Source organism: Glutamicibacter sp. NPDC055354 (assembly GCF_053644955.1).
In genome coordinates this window covers 287,773-306,283 of sequence record NZ_JBSHMB010000001.1, presented here as the reverse complement: position 1 = coordinate 306,283, position 18,511 = coordinate 287,773, and the positions used below count along the sequence as shown (strand labels likewise).

Annotated in this window: 9 protein-coding genes and 1 pseudogene; 3 read left to right on the top strand and 7 right to left on the bottom strand. The window is 58.9% G+C overall.

Features of this window, described 5'->3' with window-relative positions; all coding sequences use genetic code 11:
* Positions 1–473 precede the first annotated feature (473 nt).
* Positions 474–1,934, top strand: a pseudogene (locus tag ACWICV_RS01380) (integrase core domain-containing protein).
* A 1,581-nt stretch (positions 1,935–3,515) separates the two neighbouring features.
* On the opposite strand, the gene serA reads toward ACWICV_RS01380, so the two are convergent.
* Positions 3,516–5,111, bottom strand: coding sequence for a phosphoglycerate dehydrogenase (gene serA, locus ACWICV_RS01375; RefSeq protein WP_400290978.1), 1,596 nt, complete (start codon positions 5,109–5,111; stop codon positions 3,516–3,518).
* Between the two features lie 431 nt (positions 5,112–5,542).
* Between serA and ACWICV_RS01370 the strand changes: the two genes are divergently transcribed.
* Positions 5,543–6,628, top strand: coding sequence for a glycosyltransferase family 4 protein (locus ACWICV_RS01370; RefSeq protein WP_454132908.1), 1,086 nt, complete (start codon positions 5,543–5,545; stop codon positions 6,626–6,628).
* 25 nt (positions 6,629–6,653) lie between these two features.
* Here the strand turns inward: ACWICV_RS01370 and ACWICV_RS01365 are convergent, their stop codons facing one another.
* The 5 genes from ACWICV_RS01365 to ACWICV_RS01345 all read right to left on the bottom strand — a co-directional run bounded on the left by ACWICV_RS01365 (position 6,654) and on the right by ACWICV_RS01345 (position 14,203).
* On the bottom strand, positions 6,654–8,099 hold the full coding sequence (locus ACWICV_RS01365; protein ID WP_454090871.1) for a glycerophosphodiester phosphodiesterase: 1,446 nt from the start codon (positions 8,097–8,099) through the stop codon (positions 6,654–6,656).
* 70 nt (positions 8,100–8,169) lie between these two features.
* Positions 8,170–11,697, bottom strand: a complete 3,528-nt coding sequence (locus tag ACWICV_RS01360) for a PKD domain-containing protein (protein WP_454090872.1) — start codon at positions 11,695–11,697, stop codon at positions 8,170–8,172.
* Positions 11,694–12,446: a hypothetical protein gene (locus tag ACWICV_RS01355; RefSeq protein WP_454090873.1), complete on the bottom strand. Its 753-nt coding sequence runs from the start codon at positions 12,444–12,446 to the stop codon at positions 11,694–11,696. The genes ACWICV_RS01360 and ACWICV_RS01355 overlap by 4 nt, the downstream gene beginning before the upstream one ends.
* Before the next feature lie 19 nt (positions 12,447–12,465).
* Positions 12,466–12,906, bottom strand: a complete 441-nt coding sequence (locus tag ACWICV_RS01350) for an adenylyltransferase/cytidyltransferase family protein (RefSeq protein WP_105658121.1) — start codon at positions 12,904–12,906, stop codon at positions 12,466–12,468.
* 109 nt (positions 12,907–13,015) lie between these two features.
* The gene (locus tag ACWICV_RS01345; RefSeq protein ID WP_454090874.1) at positions 13,016–14,203 is read right to left on the bottom strand and encodes a DUF1972 domain-containing protein; all 1,188 of its coding nucleotides are present in this window, start codon (positions 14,201–14,203) and stop codon (positions 13,016–13,018) included.
* 484 nt (positions 14,204–14,687) lie between these two features.
* Here ACWICV_RS01345 and ACWICV_RS01340 point away from each other — a divergent pair, with 484 nt between their 5' ends.
* On the top strand, positions 14,688–17,147 hold the full coding sequence (locus ACWICV_RS01340) for a right-handed parallel beta-helix repeat-containing protein (RefSeq protein WP_454090875.1): 2,460 nt from the start codon (positions 14,688–14,690) through the stop codon (positions 17,145–17,147).
* A gap of 78 nt (positions 17,148–17,225) precedes the next feature.
* Here the strand turns inward: ACWICV_RS01340 and ACWICV_RS01335 are convergent, their stop codons facing one another.
* Positions 17,226–18,509 carry an O-antigen ligase family protein gene (locus ACWICV_RS01335; RefSeq protein ID WP_454090876.1) on the bottom strand — a complete coding sequence of 428 codons (1,284 nt, stop codon included), beginning with the start codon at positions 18,507–18,509 and terminating at the stop codon, positions 17,226–17,228.
* Positions 18,510–18,511: the final 2 nt, after the last annotated feature.

Sequence of the window (18,511 nt, the reverse complement as noted above, 5' to 3'; positions counted from 1 at the left end):
CGCCCATTAAACATAGAACGGATTCCAGTAATTTGGATTGGAAAAGTGATGAAGACCTTTGAAGTGAATCTTGTTATCAGGCAAGTCCTCAACGAATACGCTTCCGCAGATTCCAGAACTCTGTAGAGCCGACGTTCTAGGGTCTGTTTTATCCTCCTGCGGCTTCCCTTTTCCTCTTCTTTTCCGCCACGTATGTCTCAATGTAGGACAGGACCCGGCGACATACGCAATCAGGATCAGCGCAGCGGCATGCGGCGCCCTGTTCAGTTACAGGTTTCCACTGCTGTTCAGCAGAGGTAATTGGAAGCATCTGTGCGTTGTGCAGTCTCGTAACTTCGTCGATACAGTATCTCGCTGGTTCATGGACAATCGATCTCATGACTTTGTGGACAAACGGTCTCATAAGATCGTGGACACCCTGTCGCATACCTTGGTGGAGGTTCGAGTCGTGACTTTCAAGCACGCTCAATCGCTTGCGTACTGCGCTCTCTCCACGACCCGGAGCCATGATTACCAGCTATGATCCGACACAGCCTGAAACCTTGATCGTCAGCGAATTCTGCAAGTCACCGAATATTTCGCGAAGCATCTACTACCGCCTACTTGAACGGGCCTCCCAAGAATCAGCTGGCGAACTCCAACCGCGTTCGCGAGCCCCGAAGCAACCTTCCAGACCCTACGTTCCCTAAGTGATCAACGATCTGGTCCGGATCCGCAAAGAGCATAAAGAAGATGGTTGGGACTATCAACCGATAACCATCCATTTCGCAGCGACTATCCTTGAAGTTCCCGGCGGCCGAATCCCTGCCGTTGCGGCCATTGCACGGTTGCTGGACAGTGTCGGCAAGTTGAACGCAGTCCACGCAAACGCCACAGATCCTCCTGCGTTCCCTGCGTACGTTCAACTGCCATAGCCGCTGTGGCAACTAGATGCGTTCGAATACAGAACCGGTTACGACCAGGTAGTAACGGTCAACCACCTCATCGACGACGCGACGCAATTCGACGTGGCAACCTGTGCGTACTCGCGCCAATAGAACAGTGGCGACGCGCAGCAAGTACTCTCCAGTGCCAATTATGGAGTCCGAGCCGCCCAAGGAAGTCCTCAGTGATATTTCCAAGACACTAAATCAGCTGCGTGGCGGCACCGTTGGCACCGTTGGCACCGTTGGCACCGTGGAAGCTTATTTGGCTCTACAGATAGGCCTACCGATCACCGGGCTACCCTGCCGACCAACTACCCAGGGTAAGAACGAGCGTTCGCACCGGACCCTGCAGCAATTCCTTATAGCCAACAGACCACGGAATCTCACGGACGTGCAGAAACTGCTTCAACGTTACCGTGAGCACTACAACATGAGCAGCCCGCACCAGTCGTTCAATCAAACCATCCAGCACAAATGGTTTGGGAGTTGAGGGAGCACACGCCGGCCACCGAACCAGTAACGATGGTGTTTTGAAAGCGAAGCGGCCGAGTACTTGATGAAGCATCGAATCGGCTGCTCCTCGGTGGACCGCGCTGACCTAGTCGTTTCGAAAACTGGTGACAGCCTGACGAAGATCAGGGACGAGCAGCAATCGGAGATGGAACTGGAAATCCATCCACTACTGATTCGGGTCAGTAAGGATAATAGCCAAGCCCACTATCGTGGCAAGCGGCTTTCACTACTGTAGACCTATGCCAGACCCAGGTACTGATAACCATCACAGACGACGAAATTATTTCGTTGAATCCCCATACCGCGAAGGTGGTCCTAAGTTTCCCGTTATCTCCAGTTGCTTTGCGTGTTCATGGGCGTTTTGTGGCTTCGTTTTCGATCAGAGGAATTCACTTTGCGATTCCGATCAAGCAATAGAGGCGGAAATCCGCCGACTATCGACCGCAGTACGAAGCGAGGAAAGCCGACAAGCCTGAGGCATTTGATTACCTTTAGTTCGTAGCTACTGACGGCGTCCAAATCCACGCCGACAGTAGCTGTGTACAAAGTCGCCAAATCGATTGTCCACGAAGCAGTAAGACCCTGGGTCTACGAAGTAACGAGATGACACATCGGGTACGCGCACAGGTGCTACCAAATACATCTGCTAATCAACTGCTTTTCGTCGAATGACACCCTATGGCCTATAAAGCCGTTGGGCTGGGGTTTACACCAGCCAGCGACACATAGACGGCCTCCGAACGCAGATTTCCAGAATGCGAGCATGCAGCCACCCAACTGACTACGACGACCGAACCAAATCCCTTAGGTTCACGAATTCATTTCTTTCGATTAGCTTCATGAGCGAAGTCATGGCAGACGTGTTTTTCTTGATTCGAGAACCGAGTCAAATAGTTCGGGGGCCGACATACTGTTTCTCGGTGTTTGATCTTATATTCGAGGATTTTGCCCCGATACACCAACGAGCAATTTTCAAAAGTCGTTCAAGGGTCAGTATTCAATTAGTGTTGACAGGAGGGTCGTGGGCCCATTGACAGACTTCGTCTGTTCGACACTGTGCATGTCGGGAGTCGTTATCAATCATGTAGTGCAGCACGGGTGCCTGACTGAGGTTGTTTTCCTGAATATTTGCGAACTGTGGTGCTCAAGAGCATCGCCTGAATCCCAAGAAATCGCCTCCCTCAAGCCAGTGCACTACTTCAGCGGCCTGCTGCTACTGGCCAATCTTGCATGATCGACATTCTCTGACCGGTTCGAATGTCTGGTCCGGCCCAATCCTGGCGCAGAGCTGAAAGTTACTATCATCGCCTCATTTGCGTGCAGCAAGCAACTCCATGGATTCCGGCCGGTTCTGTTAGACGTCCAGGCTGGGAGGCGGAAAAAATAGCTCTCGGCCTCATTCGTGCACTCGGTACTCGATTAGAAGAGAATTCGAAACGACACTGGAACCTGTGCCGATGTGAACATGGGAGGATCATTGGAACCCGTCAGGCCGGCGATTCGACGTGGCAGCACCGGATACAGTTCATCTCAGCAACGTGATAGAGGCCCGGGTTGATCAGAGCATGCTCATTCTCTCCCTTATCGTGAATCTGTCCGAGCACAAGATCATCCGTTCACGCTGGCCCCTCGCCGACCATTAGCTTTCACGAGTCAACGCCTGTCCAGAGACTAAGGCGAGCCGTACTTTAGTATGAAGTTGCTGGTGCATAACGATCTAAGGTTCGCTATCAGCATCCGACGTGGAAATACTTATTGAAGGACCAGGATGCGGTGAAGTCCATCTCGCACTAGAGCAATTGCTACGAAAACTCGGCTATTCTGAAATTCTATAGCCAGTTAGAGTCAGACACATTCCGTGGCGAACGATTTATAAATGCTAGCCAGCACCAGGAACAGAACAAAGCGTTTATACCAGTAGAAGAGCACTAAGCGGCGTCAAGAATGGCTGAAGGGTACGGCACCGATCGATATCGATGCCATACCCTTGCTGCCTCATGCGGGACGATTGTTCAGCTAGTGCGACCTTATTGGACTAGTTCGGTGCACAACTGAACTGATAGGAGCTACACGCATTTAGTCAGCCAAGTTGATCTCTCGCGCCACGCTCGCACCGATGGCAGCGCCAACGACATCCAGAACGCCTTGAGGCAGTGCCGAATCAATGTTGATGACTGCCAAGGCCTCTGCCTTCTTTTCATCGCGCGATACCTGCATACCGGCAATGTTGACCCCCTGCTCCCCCAGCACATTACCCAAAGAGCCAACGACACCTGGACGATCCGCGTAGCGAACGACAATCATGTGATCCGAAATAGGGATTTCGATTTCGTGGCCGTTGATGCCTACGAGCTTCTCGATCTGCTTAGGCCCGGTCAAGGTGCCCGCCACAGCAAGCTGGGTGCCCTCATTGGTGGACCCCTTGATGGTCAGCTGGTTGCGGTACTCAGGCGAATCGGGGGTGGTGATCAGACGGGTAGCAACACCACGCTGCTCAGCCAAGACCGGCGCGTTCACGTAGGAGACCTGATCCGAAACTACGTCCATGAAGACGCCCTTGAGTGCCGAGAGCTCCAGAGCCTTGACATCCAGTGACGCGATCTCGCCGGCAACTTCAACGTCAATGCTGGTCAGGGAGCCGGAAGTCAATGCGTTGAAGATACGGCCCAGCTTCTCAATCAGCGGGATACCAGGGCGCACGTTCTCATCGATGACGCCGCCAGCAACGTTCACAGCATCCGGGACCAATTCGCCGGCCAGTGCCAGGCGAACCGACTTGGCTACCGAGACGCCAGCCTTTTCCTGTGCTTCATCGGTTGAAGCGCCAAGGTGCGGGGTGACGGTGACGTTCTCGAATTCAAAGAATGGAAGATCGGTGCTTGGCTCCTTGACGAACACGTCAATGCCAGCGCCTGCAATCTCTTCATTCTTCAATGCTTCGTAAAGCGCGTCTTGATCCACCAGACCGCCACGGGCCACGTTGACCACGTATGCGGACTTCTTCATCTTGGTAAAGGCATCCTTGCCCAGCATGCCCAGGGTTTCCGGAGTCTTTGGCATGTGGATGGTGATGAAGTCGGCCTCAGCCAACAGCTCGTCCAAGGTCAGCAGGGTGACGCCCAGCTGTGCTGCACGGGCAGGAGTGACGTATGGGTCGTAGGCAACGATCTCCATGCCGAAGCCCTGCAGGCGGGCAGCAACCAGTGCACCGATGCGGCCCAGGCCGATAATGCCGGCCTTCTTCTCGAAGAGTTCAACGCCGGTGTAGGCGCTGCGCTTCCATTCGCCGTTCTTCAGCGATGCGTTGGCAGCAGGAATGCGGCGTGCCAGGGACACGATGTGGCCCACGGTCAATTCAGCCGCGGAGATGATGTTGGAGGTTGGAGCGTTGACCACCATGACGCCAGCCTGGGTGGCTGCCTTGATGTCTACGTTATCCAGGCCCACGCCGGCACGGGCGATAACCTTCAAGTTCTTTGCTGCGGCGATAGCTTCGGCATCCACCTGGGTTGCGGAGCGAACGAGGATTGCATCTACCTCGGCAATGGCTTCGAGCAGCTGGGAGCGGTCAGCTCCGTCGGTCTGACGAATTTCAAAGTCGGGGCCGAGAGCAGCAACGGTTGCTGGGGAGAGTTGTTCGGCCAGAAGTACGATTGGCTTGTTGTCAGACACGGGTGTGGCACCTTTGCGATTTCTTGGGCTGATGCTTGCATGGAGGCAGCTGTTTTCCACTGCCTACATTTCCAGAGTAGCGCTATGCATCCCCCGTTTTCCCTCGAATTCATGCATGTTACGCAGGGAAAAACCGACTTTGTGAAAACTTTCACTTATTGGATAGGATGTATCGAATGCCGGTGCGAAACATTACGTTTCCGCTCAGGATGCCATCTCTCATCCCTGTGTTTCCGGATCCACACCAACTTCGCCGCATTGCTGGCGGATTTTTTGCGGTCCCCCTACTTTTACTTGGATACAAGATCTGAGACTGACTGCTCCTATCGGATATCAGTTTCGAATGGGAAGATCATTTCATGGGGGCAAAGGCATCGAACCGAACGATCGTGGTAGCGCATCCAGGTTCCGAAATGTATGGATCCGACAGAATGCTGCTGGAGGACGTCAAAGGCTTGTTGCGGGGAAGTTGGAGGGTCACCGTCGGACTTCCTGCCGAGGGTCTGCTGGCGTCGGCCTTGCGTGAGCAGGGCGCCAAGGTAGTGGTCTGCAATACGCCGGTGCTGCGCAAGTCAATCTTCACCCCGCGCGGGGCCGTGGGGTTTGCCAAAGACACTTTCCAAGGCGTGCGCCAAATGCATGCATTGCTCAAGAGCACCAAGCCATCCGCTGTCCTGGTGAACACCACCATCATCCCCTTATGGGTCGCCTATGCCCGCCTGTCGGGGCACAAGGTTGCCCTGCACGTGCACGAGTCCGAATCCCATTCCCCCAAACCGATGCGCTTGGGCTTGTCCCTGCCCGGGACCTTCGCTCACAGGATCATCGCCAACAGCCGCTTCACCAATGCCGCGTACCTCCAGCACGTGCCTTGGGCGCAGAAGAACAGCCAAGTCATCTACAACGGCATCGCAGGACCCCCGCATCCAGCGCCGGCCCGGCAGAAACTTAACGGCCCCTTGCGATTGCTCTACGTCGGACGGCTCTCTGAGCGAAAAGGGTTGCTGGTGCTGCTCGATGCCGTCACGATACTGCAACAGCAAGGCGTGGACGTGTCGTTGAGCCTGGTCGGGGCCGTATTCGAAGGCTACGAAGCCTTCGAGCAGGCGCTCAAAGATCGCGTCAAGGCTCTGCCGCGACCCGAACTTGTGGAGTTCCTGGGATTCCAATCCGATGTTTGGCCCCATTATGAATCCGCGGACATCGCTGTGGTCCCCGCGCAGCTCGAAGAATCCTTCGGGAACACCGCGGTGGAAGCCATACTCGCCGAACGTCCGGTCATTGCCTCGCGCATCGGCGGCTTGCAGGAAGCCGTGGAACCGTATTCCAGCGCGGTACTCGTTGAACCAGGAAATCCCCAACAGCTGGCGGCGGCCATCGAGACGATTCGCAGCGGGTGGGAGCAGTTCAGAGTTTCGGCGCAGCAGTCGGCGGTGAAGGCACGAGAATTCCACGACCCCGAGCTCTTCGGACAGCGCATGGATTCTGCCTTGAAATCGCTTCTTGCCTCCGGATAATCTTCAGCTCCATGCTCTGCCCCGGTTACGCCGATGCTTCCAGCTCCAGCGACACCTTTCGGAAGTCCACCCCATGCCCGGCCGGAATCAGGTTCATCAGGTTCAGGTAGCCAGGTGCAACAGATTCGCCCAGTTCCGCGGCCAATGCCTCGCCACCGCATTCGGCCAGGATCCGCCCATCCGCCATCACCAGCTCGATCTGCACCCATTCACCCCCAGAAGGCGCATTCCACATTGCCCTTCCCAGCTTGTGCGGAGTTTTCCCGCCTGCTCGCCAGAGCGATACTTCGCCGTGGCTTTCGAGCTGGAGGTGGAATCCGTCTGCCTGCGATTCCTCGAATGCCCGGTAGGGCTCATCCGTTGGCAATCCGAAGGCCAGTCCGGCAATCTGGTTCCCGCTTCCCCGCTGCGGCCAGCGGATCTGGGCCTTCAAACGCCAATTGCCGGCCCCAGCCAAGGCCATTGATCCCAGGGCATAGGATGCCTTGCGGGAGTCGCCAAGCGTGAGAATGCCTTCTGCGGCAGAGATCTGCGGCTGCGCTTTCCAGGTGATCGCATCGGGCAGATCACCGACGGCCCGCAGGCCGCTGGTAAAGCCGTCTGCAACCGTCGGCACGGCTTGCGGTGAAGAAGTTACGTAGGGCAAGTTCGAGCACATCATCCCCCGCACGCCCTGCCGTGCCAGCCAGTCTCTCTGGCTTCTGCGGTGCACTTCCCAGCAGATCACAGGAAGCCCCGTGGCCACTGCTCGTTCAATGGTGCCCGGGTCAGCCGAATCGTGGATGCCTAGTGCATCGAAGCCACCAGCAAGCTGTTCAATGCCGCCAAAGTTCTCCGGGGCGAAGTAGCCCCAGGTCTTCATCCCGGCGGCCGATGCCAATTCGGCTCCGGTGCCGGTTGCCGGCTGCTTCCACACCGTCGATTCGATAGGAACCGGGGAAGCAGCAATCATCTCGATCAGCTCGGCGGCGTGCTGTCCGCTCTTGTCCTCGATAAAGAGGACCGCCTGGTCCGCCAGTGCTTCCAGAACGGTTTCCAGGCGTGCCAAGGGCTCCAACGCAGCATTCGGTCCAAGCCATTGGCGAGCATTGTTGCGCAGTGCTTGGAGCTCGTCCCACGCGGTTTCGCTGATCAGCCGCGGGACTCCGCATAAGCGCTCCAGGCTGGCGTCATGGTGGCAAATGAATTGGCCGTCCTTGCTCCGGTGCACCGAGATCTCGATGGCTTGGGCGCCATGGGCCAGGGCTTGCCGGTAGGCGTACAGCGTATGCTCGGTCCAGTTATCCCCCGACCCGCGGTGGGCAATGTAGAAGAGATCTTGCCCGAGCAGGTCTGCCGCGCTGACCGCCTTGGGCGAGGCGCGCTTTGCCACTAATTCCCCTGAGCACCCGGCCAGCAGCAATGCGCCGGCAGCCAAGCCCAGGAACGTGCGGCGGCTGACCGCGAGCGGCCCTGCAGTTCCGGTTTCCATGATGCCCCCTCGGCAGCCCAGGCCCTCCAAGGCCTGGGCTCTGGCGGGTCTGGCATTGTGCGGATCCTAGCTAACCGATCACGGACAGGTTGTCGAAGGACGCGGTCACCGGTGCATTGGATGTCGAGCCGGAGAGATACAGGCGCAGGCCTATGCCTCCTGGAACTTGCAGCTCGCTGGTCGAGTCGCTGGCGTTGAGCTGCCAGTCGGCTGGCTCGCTGTCTGCGGCAGCCCAGATCTTTGCCGCCAGCTGCGTCGGGTTGGTTCCTGTCACCGACAGCTTCAAGTGGACCGTCTGGCCAGCCTGGTAGCCGAAGGAGGACTGGTACTGTGTGGCCAGAACACTCTCCGCACCGCCCACGGCACGAATCAGCTGGATCTGGATGCCGCCCGAGGAAGTGAACTGGCTTTTGAGGTAGTACTGGTTCGCATTGCCCAGATACCTCGACGAGAAGGACACATAGGTTCCATTGCCGGTCGGCTGCTTATCCAGCTGTACCTGGACAGCGGCTTGCGTGGTGGTGCTGTCGACCACCGGCAGGTAGATCGCTGGCCCTGAACCGGGATTCAGGCCCAGAAGCTGGCCGACTCCCCCAGCGACGTTGGCGGTCGCCGCGGATCCGGTCCGCGTCCACGTGCCACCGGTATCGGCAGCGCCCCAATTGCCGGTGACATTGCGGCTAAAGGCGTCAACTGCCACCGGCCTTGGCGGTAGCGAGACCTTCACCGTTTCGGTGTGGCTATCCACCAAGCCGTCCGGATCACTGGCTTCCAGGGTTATCGTGTACTCATCTGGTTCGCTGTAGCTGAACGATTCAATGGCTGCGCCCTCCACCCAGTCGCTGCCGTTGCCGAAGGACCAGCGGTAGCTGAGCTCATCATTATCGGGATCAGAACTCTGCGAGGCATCAACGGTAACCTTCAGCCCGTCCACTTCAGTAATTTCGAAGGCCGCTTCCGGAGGCTGATTGGGTTCTGGCGGCGGCAGGATGGTGACCTGCTTCGTGGCCGTATCCGTCCCGTTGGCATCATCGGTGACGGTCAGCTTCACCTGATAGGTCCCGGGTTCTGCGTAGCTATGCCCGGCGGTGATGCCTTCGGCGCTGTTTCCATCTCCGAAATCCCATCCATAGCTGGCGATGGTGCCGTCGGGATCCGTGGACTCCGATGCATCCACGGTGAGCTGCTGGCTCTGGATCTCATGGGTGAATTCAGCCGTCGGACTGGCATTGGCAGGTCGTCCGATTCCAGCCTGGTAGTGGTTCGCCACCGCGGCCGGGCTCAGCTGCTTGCCGTAGACCGCGACTTCGTCGACCCGTCCGGCGAAACCGCCAGTTGGCGCCGAGCTCCATCCGCTGACACGGTCATTGCCCACTCGCCAGAAGCCGTCGAGTTCCAATGCGGATTTGGTGCTTGCACGCGAGGCTACTTGCTGCCCGTCCACGTACAGGCGCATGCCATCTTCTCCCAGACTTGAGACCACATGATGCCACCTGTTGTCGTTGTAGATCCCGGACGAGGTGATCACCCGGCGAGCGCCGCGTTCGGTCACGCCGAAGGACAACCGTCCCAGGGAATTCACATAGGTCAGCCGGTCATGGTCGGTCGAGTCCGCATTCTGTCCATTGCCATAGCCGATGAGCCGGCCACGCTGCAGGGGCGAGGCTTTGAACCACAGTTCGGTCGTGAACTCCTGCGGACGCTGCCAGCGAACCATGTCCTGCGCCCCGCTGCCGCCCAGGGACAGGCTGCGGCCATTTCCCCCGGCAATAGCTGATGAGGAATCGACTCCTGCATTTCCTGCGAGCTGCAGGTCTTCGCTTCCGGCGGCGTCAAGGGCAGTGGAGTTGTCAGCTGCTCCGAATGGCCAATAGGCCTTGGGCTTGTCAGCTTTGATGACCTTTTCGTATGCGGTGGAGGCAACGGTGTCCTGCGCCACCGTGATGCTTTCGGTGGTGCTGCGTGCCTCCTTCCCCGTCGGGTCCACGGCGAAGATCCGGTAGCTGTGCGTGCTTCCCGGCTCCACGTCCTTGTCCACGAAGGACATGCCTTGGCGCATCCAGAAGGTCGAGTCGGCTTGGACCGTGTGGATGGGCGCGTTATTCGCTCCGTCCCGGATCACCTTGTAGGCCAGGGTCTCGTTGTCCATGTCCGAGGCTGCCTGCCAGCGGATGCGCACTTCGCCTGCAGTGGTGGAGCTCAGGGTCGGAACGAAGTCCTCGCCGCTTGGCAGCGGTCCCCTGTCATTGGGCGCCAGGCTGCGGATGGCGAAGCGGACCAGTCCCTGCTGGTTCTTGTAGTTCACCCGCTGGAATTCACCACCATAGACAATGTATTCGTCATTGCCTGTGACACTCCATGGTCCTTGGCTCTGCCCGGTATAGGTGCCGGTGCTCAACGCCGGGAACCAGGTCTGCAGCCGCGGATGCGGCAGTCCTTCGAAGTTGGTATATCCGTGGATTTCACGGTCAATTGTCCCTGCTGTTTCCTTGCTGAAGGCCATGGCGCGGTTGTACTGCCAGTTGGGTTCCTGGGCGAATCCGCCGATGTTTCCGCAATAGTGCGGATGGCCGGCAAGGTAGAGCAGGTCTCCGGTGGCGTGCACGGAGTAGGTATCCCCGTGGCAGTCCTCTACCCAGCGTGTTTCGAGGTCTGCCCATTTGATAGCCACCACGCCTTCCAGGGTGGTCGCTCGACCGAACGTGTAGCCGCTGGCGTAGAAAGTGTCCTGATCTGTGGCAATGGACGTGATGGAACCAGTTTCCCCGCCATTGCGGACATGCGAGGCTGCCGGATATGGGTACTTCCCGCTGGTCTCGGTGCTCACGACGGCCAGGCCGTTGGCAAAGTCGCTGGTCGAGTTCACCTGCGTGAATTTGCCGCCCAAGGCCAGCTTTGTCCCGTCGGGCGACAGCGACATGGACTCGACGTGCCCTCCTGCGACCACGGGCCTGAACGACAGGAGGGCGGCGTCGCTGGCACGCAACGCAGCCGCTTGCTCGCGCCAGGCTTCGCCGATGCGGAAGAACGAACCGCCCAGGTACACCGTGGTGTTCGTGGCGACAATGCTGCGCACGGAATTGGAAGGCTGCGGGTCGAATTCCTCGATGCGTTCTCCGGTTACCGGGTCCAGTGCCGCAATGCGCGAGGCGCTTTGCCCGTCCAGGGTGGTGAAGTCGCCGCCAGCGTAGAGCCGGCTGCCGTCCGGCGAGGCAGCAAGAGTGAGTACCTGGGCATTGAATTCCGGAGTGAAGCTGTTGAGCAGTTCTCCGGTTCGAATGTCGTAGGCCAGGATGTTCTTGCGTGTTGCGGTTTGCGTCCCGGCCGCCGCACCTGCAGGACGTGCGGTAGCGAAGCTTCCTCCCGCATATACCGTGTTGCCAATGACCGCTTGGCTCCAGACCACGCCATCGATCTGGACGGTCGGGAGGGCATCGGCGGTGACGGTCGCAGGGGTGAGCGGGTCTGACGGATCCGCGGGCACACTATCTGCAAGTGCCTGCGGCGGCGTGGCTAATGCGGCGGCCGCGATCAGCGCGGTTGCAGCAATCATGGTCATGGCCCATCGGGCGATGGCCGGGGCGGATCTGCGGATCATGGCGATACCTCACCTGCGAGCTGTTGGATTTTCTTAGTTGCGCCGGTTTCGAATTCTAGGGTCACGTCAGACTCGGATTCTGTTTGGGCGCTGAAGAGATAGGTGGCAGTAGCCTGTTTGCCTGCCGCCAGTTGTGGAGGAAGTACGGTGCTGCGTGTGTCGGTGAGCACGGCCGCCGGTTCCCTGCCGTCGCCGTAGAACAAGCGCACTTGGGCCTTGCCCAAGTCCAGCGCGGTGACTCCGTCGTTGGATAACTCGATTTCAACCAGTGTCGCGGCCCCGGCGATTTGCCCGATGCCTTCTGCTTCGGACTGGGTTTGCTCGATGCGCTTGATCCGCATCTGCGCATGCGGGCCCGCCTGGACTTCTTCAGCAAGGTCCACCGCCTTGGCTGTGGCAGGCGGCTTGCCAGCCGCTTGGGCGTCCGGCGCCACTTTCTGCGCGTCCTTGTCCTTTTTCCATGTGGACTTCTCTGCTTTCTCGGCAGGAGCAGCTGAATCCTCGGATTTTTCAGCGGCTTTGCCCGCCTTGGTGGCGGGCGCCGCCAAGGCTGATTCGTGCAGCTGCTGATCGATAGTCGCCAATGTAGTTTCGGCTGGTTCCCCAGGCATGGCCGCTTGCGGCGAAGCCTGGGGTTCTACCGTGCAGGACACCAGGGCGATTCCCAGCAAGAGCAGCATCGGAACGATGCGCAGCTTGGCTGGGACATGGCCGAAGGCCGGAGGTTCTATTGCTTGTGCGCGTTGCATGATCTGTCTGGTTCTGCGCTCAGGCCCGCTGGACCTGGATAGATGGCGAACTTAGTTGCCCTAAGGCCACTCTGAGCTTGGTGCTGGAAGTATGCACGGTGTAGGGGAAGTACTCGACTCTCACCCCGACGGTTGCAAAGAGCTCTTCTAGTCCTTTTCCTTCGCGGGTGCCCTTCCAGTCATCTCCCTTGAAGAACACATCGAATCTGACATCCTCCCACGTCAGTAATCGGTTCGGATGAAAATCGAGAACCGCCTCATCCACGAAGCCTATCGAGGAGACGATATCCAGTCGTTCGCTTTCCGGTATCACCGGCCGTTTCCCCTTGGTTTGGAGCAGCCTTTCATCACTGACCACACCGGCAATCAGGTAGTCGCATCTGGACTTGGCTTGCCTGAGAATATTCAGGTGCCCGACGTGGAACAGGTCGAAAGCACCTGCGGCGTACCCAGTGATCATTATTTTCCCCAATTTCTCATGAACCAGTTGCTGATTCGATTCCCCATAGCATCCGGGCCATCCCCATGGCCTGGACGCTTTACTGTTTCCCAGAATTCTCGTGCCAGCCTCAGGCGCGGCGGCGGCCAATTTCCGCAGACGGTACTGCATCGAATTCCACCGAAGGCTCTCCGGCACCGGCCAAATCCAAGCACAGCTTTTCGTAGGCCCGGGCAACATCGTCCCAGTCATAGTCGCTAGCGCGCTTTCGTGCGAGCTGGGCGCGTTGGCGAACGGCATCGTCCTTTGATTCGGTGCGGTCGAAGAGCCTGGACGCGGATTGCGGGTCATTGAAGTATTCGCCGGCTGCCTGGGCCACTTCGCGGTTGAAGTTCACGTCATAGGCGTTGATCGCCGTACCGGCACCCAACGCCCTGAGCAATGATGGGTTGGTACCGCCGACCGAATGGCCATGCCAATAGGCAAGTGCATGGGCATAGAGCTCATCTAGCAGCTGCTGGTCCCATACCCCGCCTAGGAAGCGGACTTGTTCCGTGGCCGCGGCATGAACCTGCTGAGTGTATTGCTCGGCATAGGGCGCCGAACCGACGACCACCAGCGGGAGCCTGGCCTGCGACTGGCTGTAGCCACGGACAATCATCTCCACGTGGTTCTCCGGCTCGAAGCGGGCCACTACCAGATGGAACTTTCCGGATTCCAAGCCGAGCTCAGCCAATTTCACTGCAGCAGCCTCGGGAATTTGCGGTGCCCCATAGGTGATGAGCCTCGTTGCCCGCGAGAATTTCGCCGCGTAGTAGTTGGCGATACCCAGGGCATCGGCAATCAATTCCCTGCTCCACCAGACGCAGAGGCGCTCGCATAGCCGGTAGTACTTCTGGCCAATAGGTCCCCACTTGGCCCGTTTCCATTCCAGCCCATCCACGTGCGTGGCGACGGGAATCCTTCCCAAACGCAGCAGCGGGAGCAGCGGGGCATTGGCCGCGTTGAAGACAATCGCCGCATCGGGCCGGTTGAAGAGGGCATGGATCACCGACAGTGCAGTATGACTCAGCGTCTCGAGGCTCCTTCGCCTCATGGCAGGCAAATGCACCAGTTTGATGCCCTGGTATTCGCTCATGCGCTCGTCTTTGGCAGTGCCACGGCAATATACGGTCACCTCGTGCCCTTGATCGGCCAGGCGGCGCCCTACCTCTTCAATAGCAGTCTCGAAACCGCCATAGCGTGCAGGTACTCCCCTGGTGCCGATCAAGGCAATGCGCAGCTTGGCGCGCGAGTCATGGTGCTCGGTGCGTTGCATTCTGTTCCCCCAAATTTAAACAGCAGAATCAACGTTCGCTTGCTTGCCGCACCAGCGTCGATCCCCAAAATCAACGGCGAGTTCCGGAACATGCCGCAAGCATGCGTTTCTCATCTACCGAGCATATGTGTCGTGCCGTTGCGGCACACGAGTGCACCCGTACTTGCGTTACCCGCGAATTACTTGCTCGGGGGTACTTGGAATACTCACTGGCCACTGGGGAAGTTTTCTCGTCAACCTCGAAGTCCATGGATCGAGAGAGAAACATCACGATTGAATAACGGTTCATTCCATGCCACCATTTACAGCAGGGCCCGCGTGACCCTTAAACCATCGTCTATATTGAATGAGCAGGGCCTGTTTTGCTGGGGAGCACGGGTTAAGCTCCGAGGATCCTTTGCAGAACCTTTCCCCCAAAAACCTCTTGCCCCTCGGTCCGGATACATCCGGCCAATCTTCCCAGCGGCCGCGCCTGATCGCGGCATTGGCCTTAGTCGCCGCGTGCGGCATCGTTGCCACCTCCTTGAACCCGGTGCCCGTGGCCGCTTCGACCACATCGGTCGCCGATGCCATGAACCGCACAGTTGGCTCCGGCTGGGGCTCTACTTCAAGTGGAATCCCCTACCTAGCCAACAGTCCAAGCCGTTTCGCCGTAGATGGTTCCCAGGGTGAAATTACCTTGGTCCCCGGCAAGCTCAGCCATGCCACCGCCGCCATCAACGCTGCCGACATGCAGGCCGGCGTCGATATTTCCTTCGACTCGCTGCCCAGCACGGGTTCGTCCTATGCGCACCTAGGTGCCCGAAGTACCGCAGATGGCCAATACACCGCTTCGCTTCGGCTGCAAAGCACTGGCAATCTGTCCCTGGAAATTTCACGGACCGTCAGCGGTAAAAAAATCGTGCTCGATTCTCGGCAGATCAGTGCTGCGGCTCGCCCGGGGACTGCGTACCATGTTGACTTCGCCGTCGCCGGAAGCGGCACCGCGTCGCTCAAGGCCCGCGCCTTCGCAGCTGGCAGCGGAACTCCCGAATGGCAACTGGAATCGGAAGATGCATCCACAGCGCTGGCCTCGGCCAAAGGCAGCTTGCGCATAGGCGGTTACCTTTCGGCCAGCGCCGCCGGCAACTCCGGTCTGCACGTTGATAATCTGGTGGCGCGTTCAGCTACCGAACCGGCGATGCAGGCCCCGGAACCGGCACCTGCCCCATCGCCTTCCCCAACTCCCGAACCTGCACCTGAGGCCGAAGGAACCGTTCCCCACTCCGAAGAGGTCAGCGTTGGCGAGCAGGCACCGCAGGCGGGAACCCTGGGCGCCATCCCTTCAACAGCACTTTATGTTTCGGCATCCGGAAATGATGCCTCCGGCGGTACCGCCTCAGCGCCACTGCGCACCCTGTCCAAGGCCATTTCCAAAGCCTCCAGCGGACAGACCATCGTGGTGCGTGGTGGCAGCTACCATGAGTCGGTAGTGATCCCCGCAGGCAAGAGCCTCAAGCTGCGCGAATACCCGGGAGAGACCGTCTGGCTCGATGGTTCCAAGGCAATCACGGGCTTCTCCGCCGCGAGCAATGGATGGGTGAAATCCGGCTGGGACTACGATTTCGATACCAGCCCGACCTACACCCGGGGAGCCACAGACAATACGGCTGAAGCATGGGGCTTCATCAATTCCAGCTATCCCATGGCAGCCCACCCCGACCAGGTATGGATCAACGGGACCAAGCAGACCCAGGTATCCTCGGTTGCCAAGCTCAAACCGGGTGCCTTCTATGTGGACCGCGCCAATAACAAGCTGCACCTCGGTACCGACCCAACCGGAAAGTCCGTGCGCGCTTCTACGCTGGTCAAGGCCCTGAGCATCCGCAGCGGCAATTCCAGCGTTTCGGGTATCAATGTGCGCAAGTTCGCTCCTTCGGTGCCCGACATGGGTGCGGTCACCGCGGAGAAGCCGGGCATCACTGTGCAGAACCTGACCATCGAGGATACGGCAACCACGGGTTTGAACGTCAGCGCTGTGAAGAACACCGTGAGCAACGTGAAGATCCAGCGCAGCGGCATGCTGGGCATGAACGCCGTGTACGCTGACGGACTGGTCGTCAACAAACTGGCCTCCACAGGCAATAACCACGAGCGGTTCAACACTTCGCCTGTCTCCGGCGGGCTGAAGATCGGACGCACCCGGGGCGTGACGGTGAAGGATTCCAAGCTCAACAGCAACTACGGTCCGGGACTATGGCTGGATGAATCCGTCTACGATTCCAAGATCCTGAATAATGACCTGATCTCCAATACCGGGCACGGACTGTCGCTGGAGATCTCCGCAAAAGCAGTGGTGGCCAACAACCGCATTACCAAGAATTCCGGATTCGCCTTCAAACTGAACAACACCAGCGATGTGAAGATCTGGAACAACACCATCAGCGGCAAGAACCGGGTGCTGAACATCGTGCAGGATGCGCGCCGCGCAGCGGACAAGTCCGCCCCCGGGCACGATCCGCGCCAGCCATTCCCTGACACCACCATGACCTGGATCAATAAGAACATTGTCGCGAAGAACAACGTGTTCTCCAATACCGGCGGTGGCAACGCAATTCTTGCCGTCGAGGACTACTCGGGCAGCTACACGGCGGAACAGATGAAGATCTCCCTGGCGTCCAATGCCTATCACCGCATCAACTCCACGAATCCGAAGTGGTCCTCCGTCTGGTCCAAAGGCGCTGGAAACCCCGCGGTGTTCACCACCTTGCCGGCCTTCGCCAAGTCCACCGGACAAGAGCTGAATTCCTTTGAACTCACCTCCAGCACGGTGCTGAGCAGTACCAATAATCCGACTACCAGCATTACGGGCAAGAACAGCCAAGCTACCGCATTGCCTAGCGATATTGCCTCCCTGATAGGACAGGCTCCCGCTTCCAAGCGCATCGGCAGCTACCCGCGCTAGGCTCCGGGCCACCCTGTCAGTACAAGCAACGGATCCCGGCTCGGCATTGTGCCCAGCCGGGATCCGGTGCATTCGGGTTCAGTTGCCCATCGCCACCGGCGGATCCGGCGGCTGCTTGCGCTGCAGGGGTGCAGCGTGTTCCCAGTCCAAGGCCGCTCGGCTGCTGGCCGGTTCCAGCATCAGGGCAAACACCAGGAAAATCAGGAATAGCGCACCGGCATCTACCAGCCCGTTTTCCATCACGCTGCGGATGATCACGAATGCCAGCAGCGGGAACAGCAAGCTGCGCAGCCTGCTTGAACGCAATGCGGCGAAAACCGTCAGCAGAACCCAGAAAGCCACAAGCAGCGTTCCGATGATTCCAGTTTGCGCCAGCAAGGAAATCCACGAAGAATCGAAAACCTGCTCATCCCAGTACTGCCCTTCGACAGCAATGGTCTTCTGGCTCAATCCCGCACCGATCCATCTCTGCCATGAATCATTGGGCAGGTTCAGCACTACCGACCAGCTGATAGTCCGGGAGTTCAACGTCATCACCGAGGCACTGTCCTCGCGAGCCATCAGATTCTGCAAAACCGGAGTCAGGAACGCAAGATAGAACACCAGCGGAAGGGCCGCCAGCGCCGCCACGATGGTCTGCAACGGGATTCGGCGGAGCATCAGCAGCATGCCAGCTGCCGTGCAAGCAGCCGCGATGAGAGCGGTGCGCGACTCGGAGAGCAGAAGGATGGAGCTGAGCAACACCAGCATCCCCACGTGCCACCACCGCACGTGCGCGCGCAGCGATTGGTGGAAAAGAACCAGTGCCGGGATGCCGGAAAGCAAGGCAATCTCATTGGGGCTCAGCGGAGGGATGCCGCCTGTCAAGCGCCCGCCTCCGCCCAGCGCCAGCCCGGTCCCCGCGCTGATGATGCCCACCGCGGCCAAACCGACGCACATGGCCAGCAGCACCTGGTGGGCCGGGAAAACCCGCATGATGAACAGCACTGTCGCTGCCAGCATCGCCACGCGGATCGCGATGATGGCCGAGGCCATGACATTGCCTTCTGCCATCGCCCCGATCACGCTCAGGGCCAGAACCGGAGCGAGCAGCGCGATACTGCGCACGCCTACCGGCTGGCGGACCCCACTCCACATCCACAGCAGGATCGCCCAGCACAGCACGGCGCCTTGCAACAGCGCCTTGAGCACGACCACGAGGTCCAATCCGCCGGTGAACAGCGTTCCCTGGCGCCAGGCCACCACGCTGAAGACCATCAGGATCCACAGCAGGTTCAACTGCCACAGACGCGGAACCCGGTAGCGCCGTGGCACCGGAATCTGCTCCGCCGGCGTCCAGGACGGGCTGACGGCCGGAGGCATGA

Bases quoted from the DNA above. Each gene is read 5' to 3' on its own strand.
- ACWICV_RS01335 (WP_454090876.1), bottom strand. From the start codon at position 18,509: ATGCCTCCGGCCGTCAGCCCGTCCTGGACGCCGGCGGAGCAGATTCCG.
- ACWICV_RS01345 (WP_454090874.1), bottom strand. From the start codon at position 14,203: ATGCAACGCACCGAGCACCATGACTCGCGCGCCAAGCTGCGCATTGCC.
- ACWICV_RS01370 (WP_454132908.1), top strand. From the start codon at position 5,543: ATGCTGCTGGAGGACGTCAAAGGCTTGTTGCGGGGAAGTTGGAGGGTC.
- ACWICV_RS01350 (WP_105658121.1), bottom strand. From the start codon at position 12,906: ATGATCACTGGGTACGCCGCAGGTGCTTTCGACCTGTTCCACGTCGGG.
- ACWICV_RS01365 (WP_454090871.1), bottom strand. From the start codon at position 8,099: ATGGAAACCGGAACTGCAGGGCCGCTCGCGGTCAGCCGCCGCACGTTC.
- ACWICV_RS01360 (WP_454090872.1), bottom strand. From the start codon at position 11,697: ATGATCCGCAGATCCGCCCCGGCCATCGCCCGATGGGCCATGACCATG.
- ACWICV_RS01355 (WP_454090873.1), bottom strand. From the start codon at position 12,446: ATGCAACGCGCACAAGCAATAGAACCTCCGGCCTTCGGCCATGTCCCA.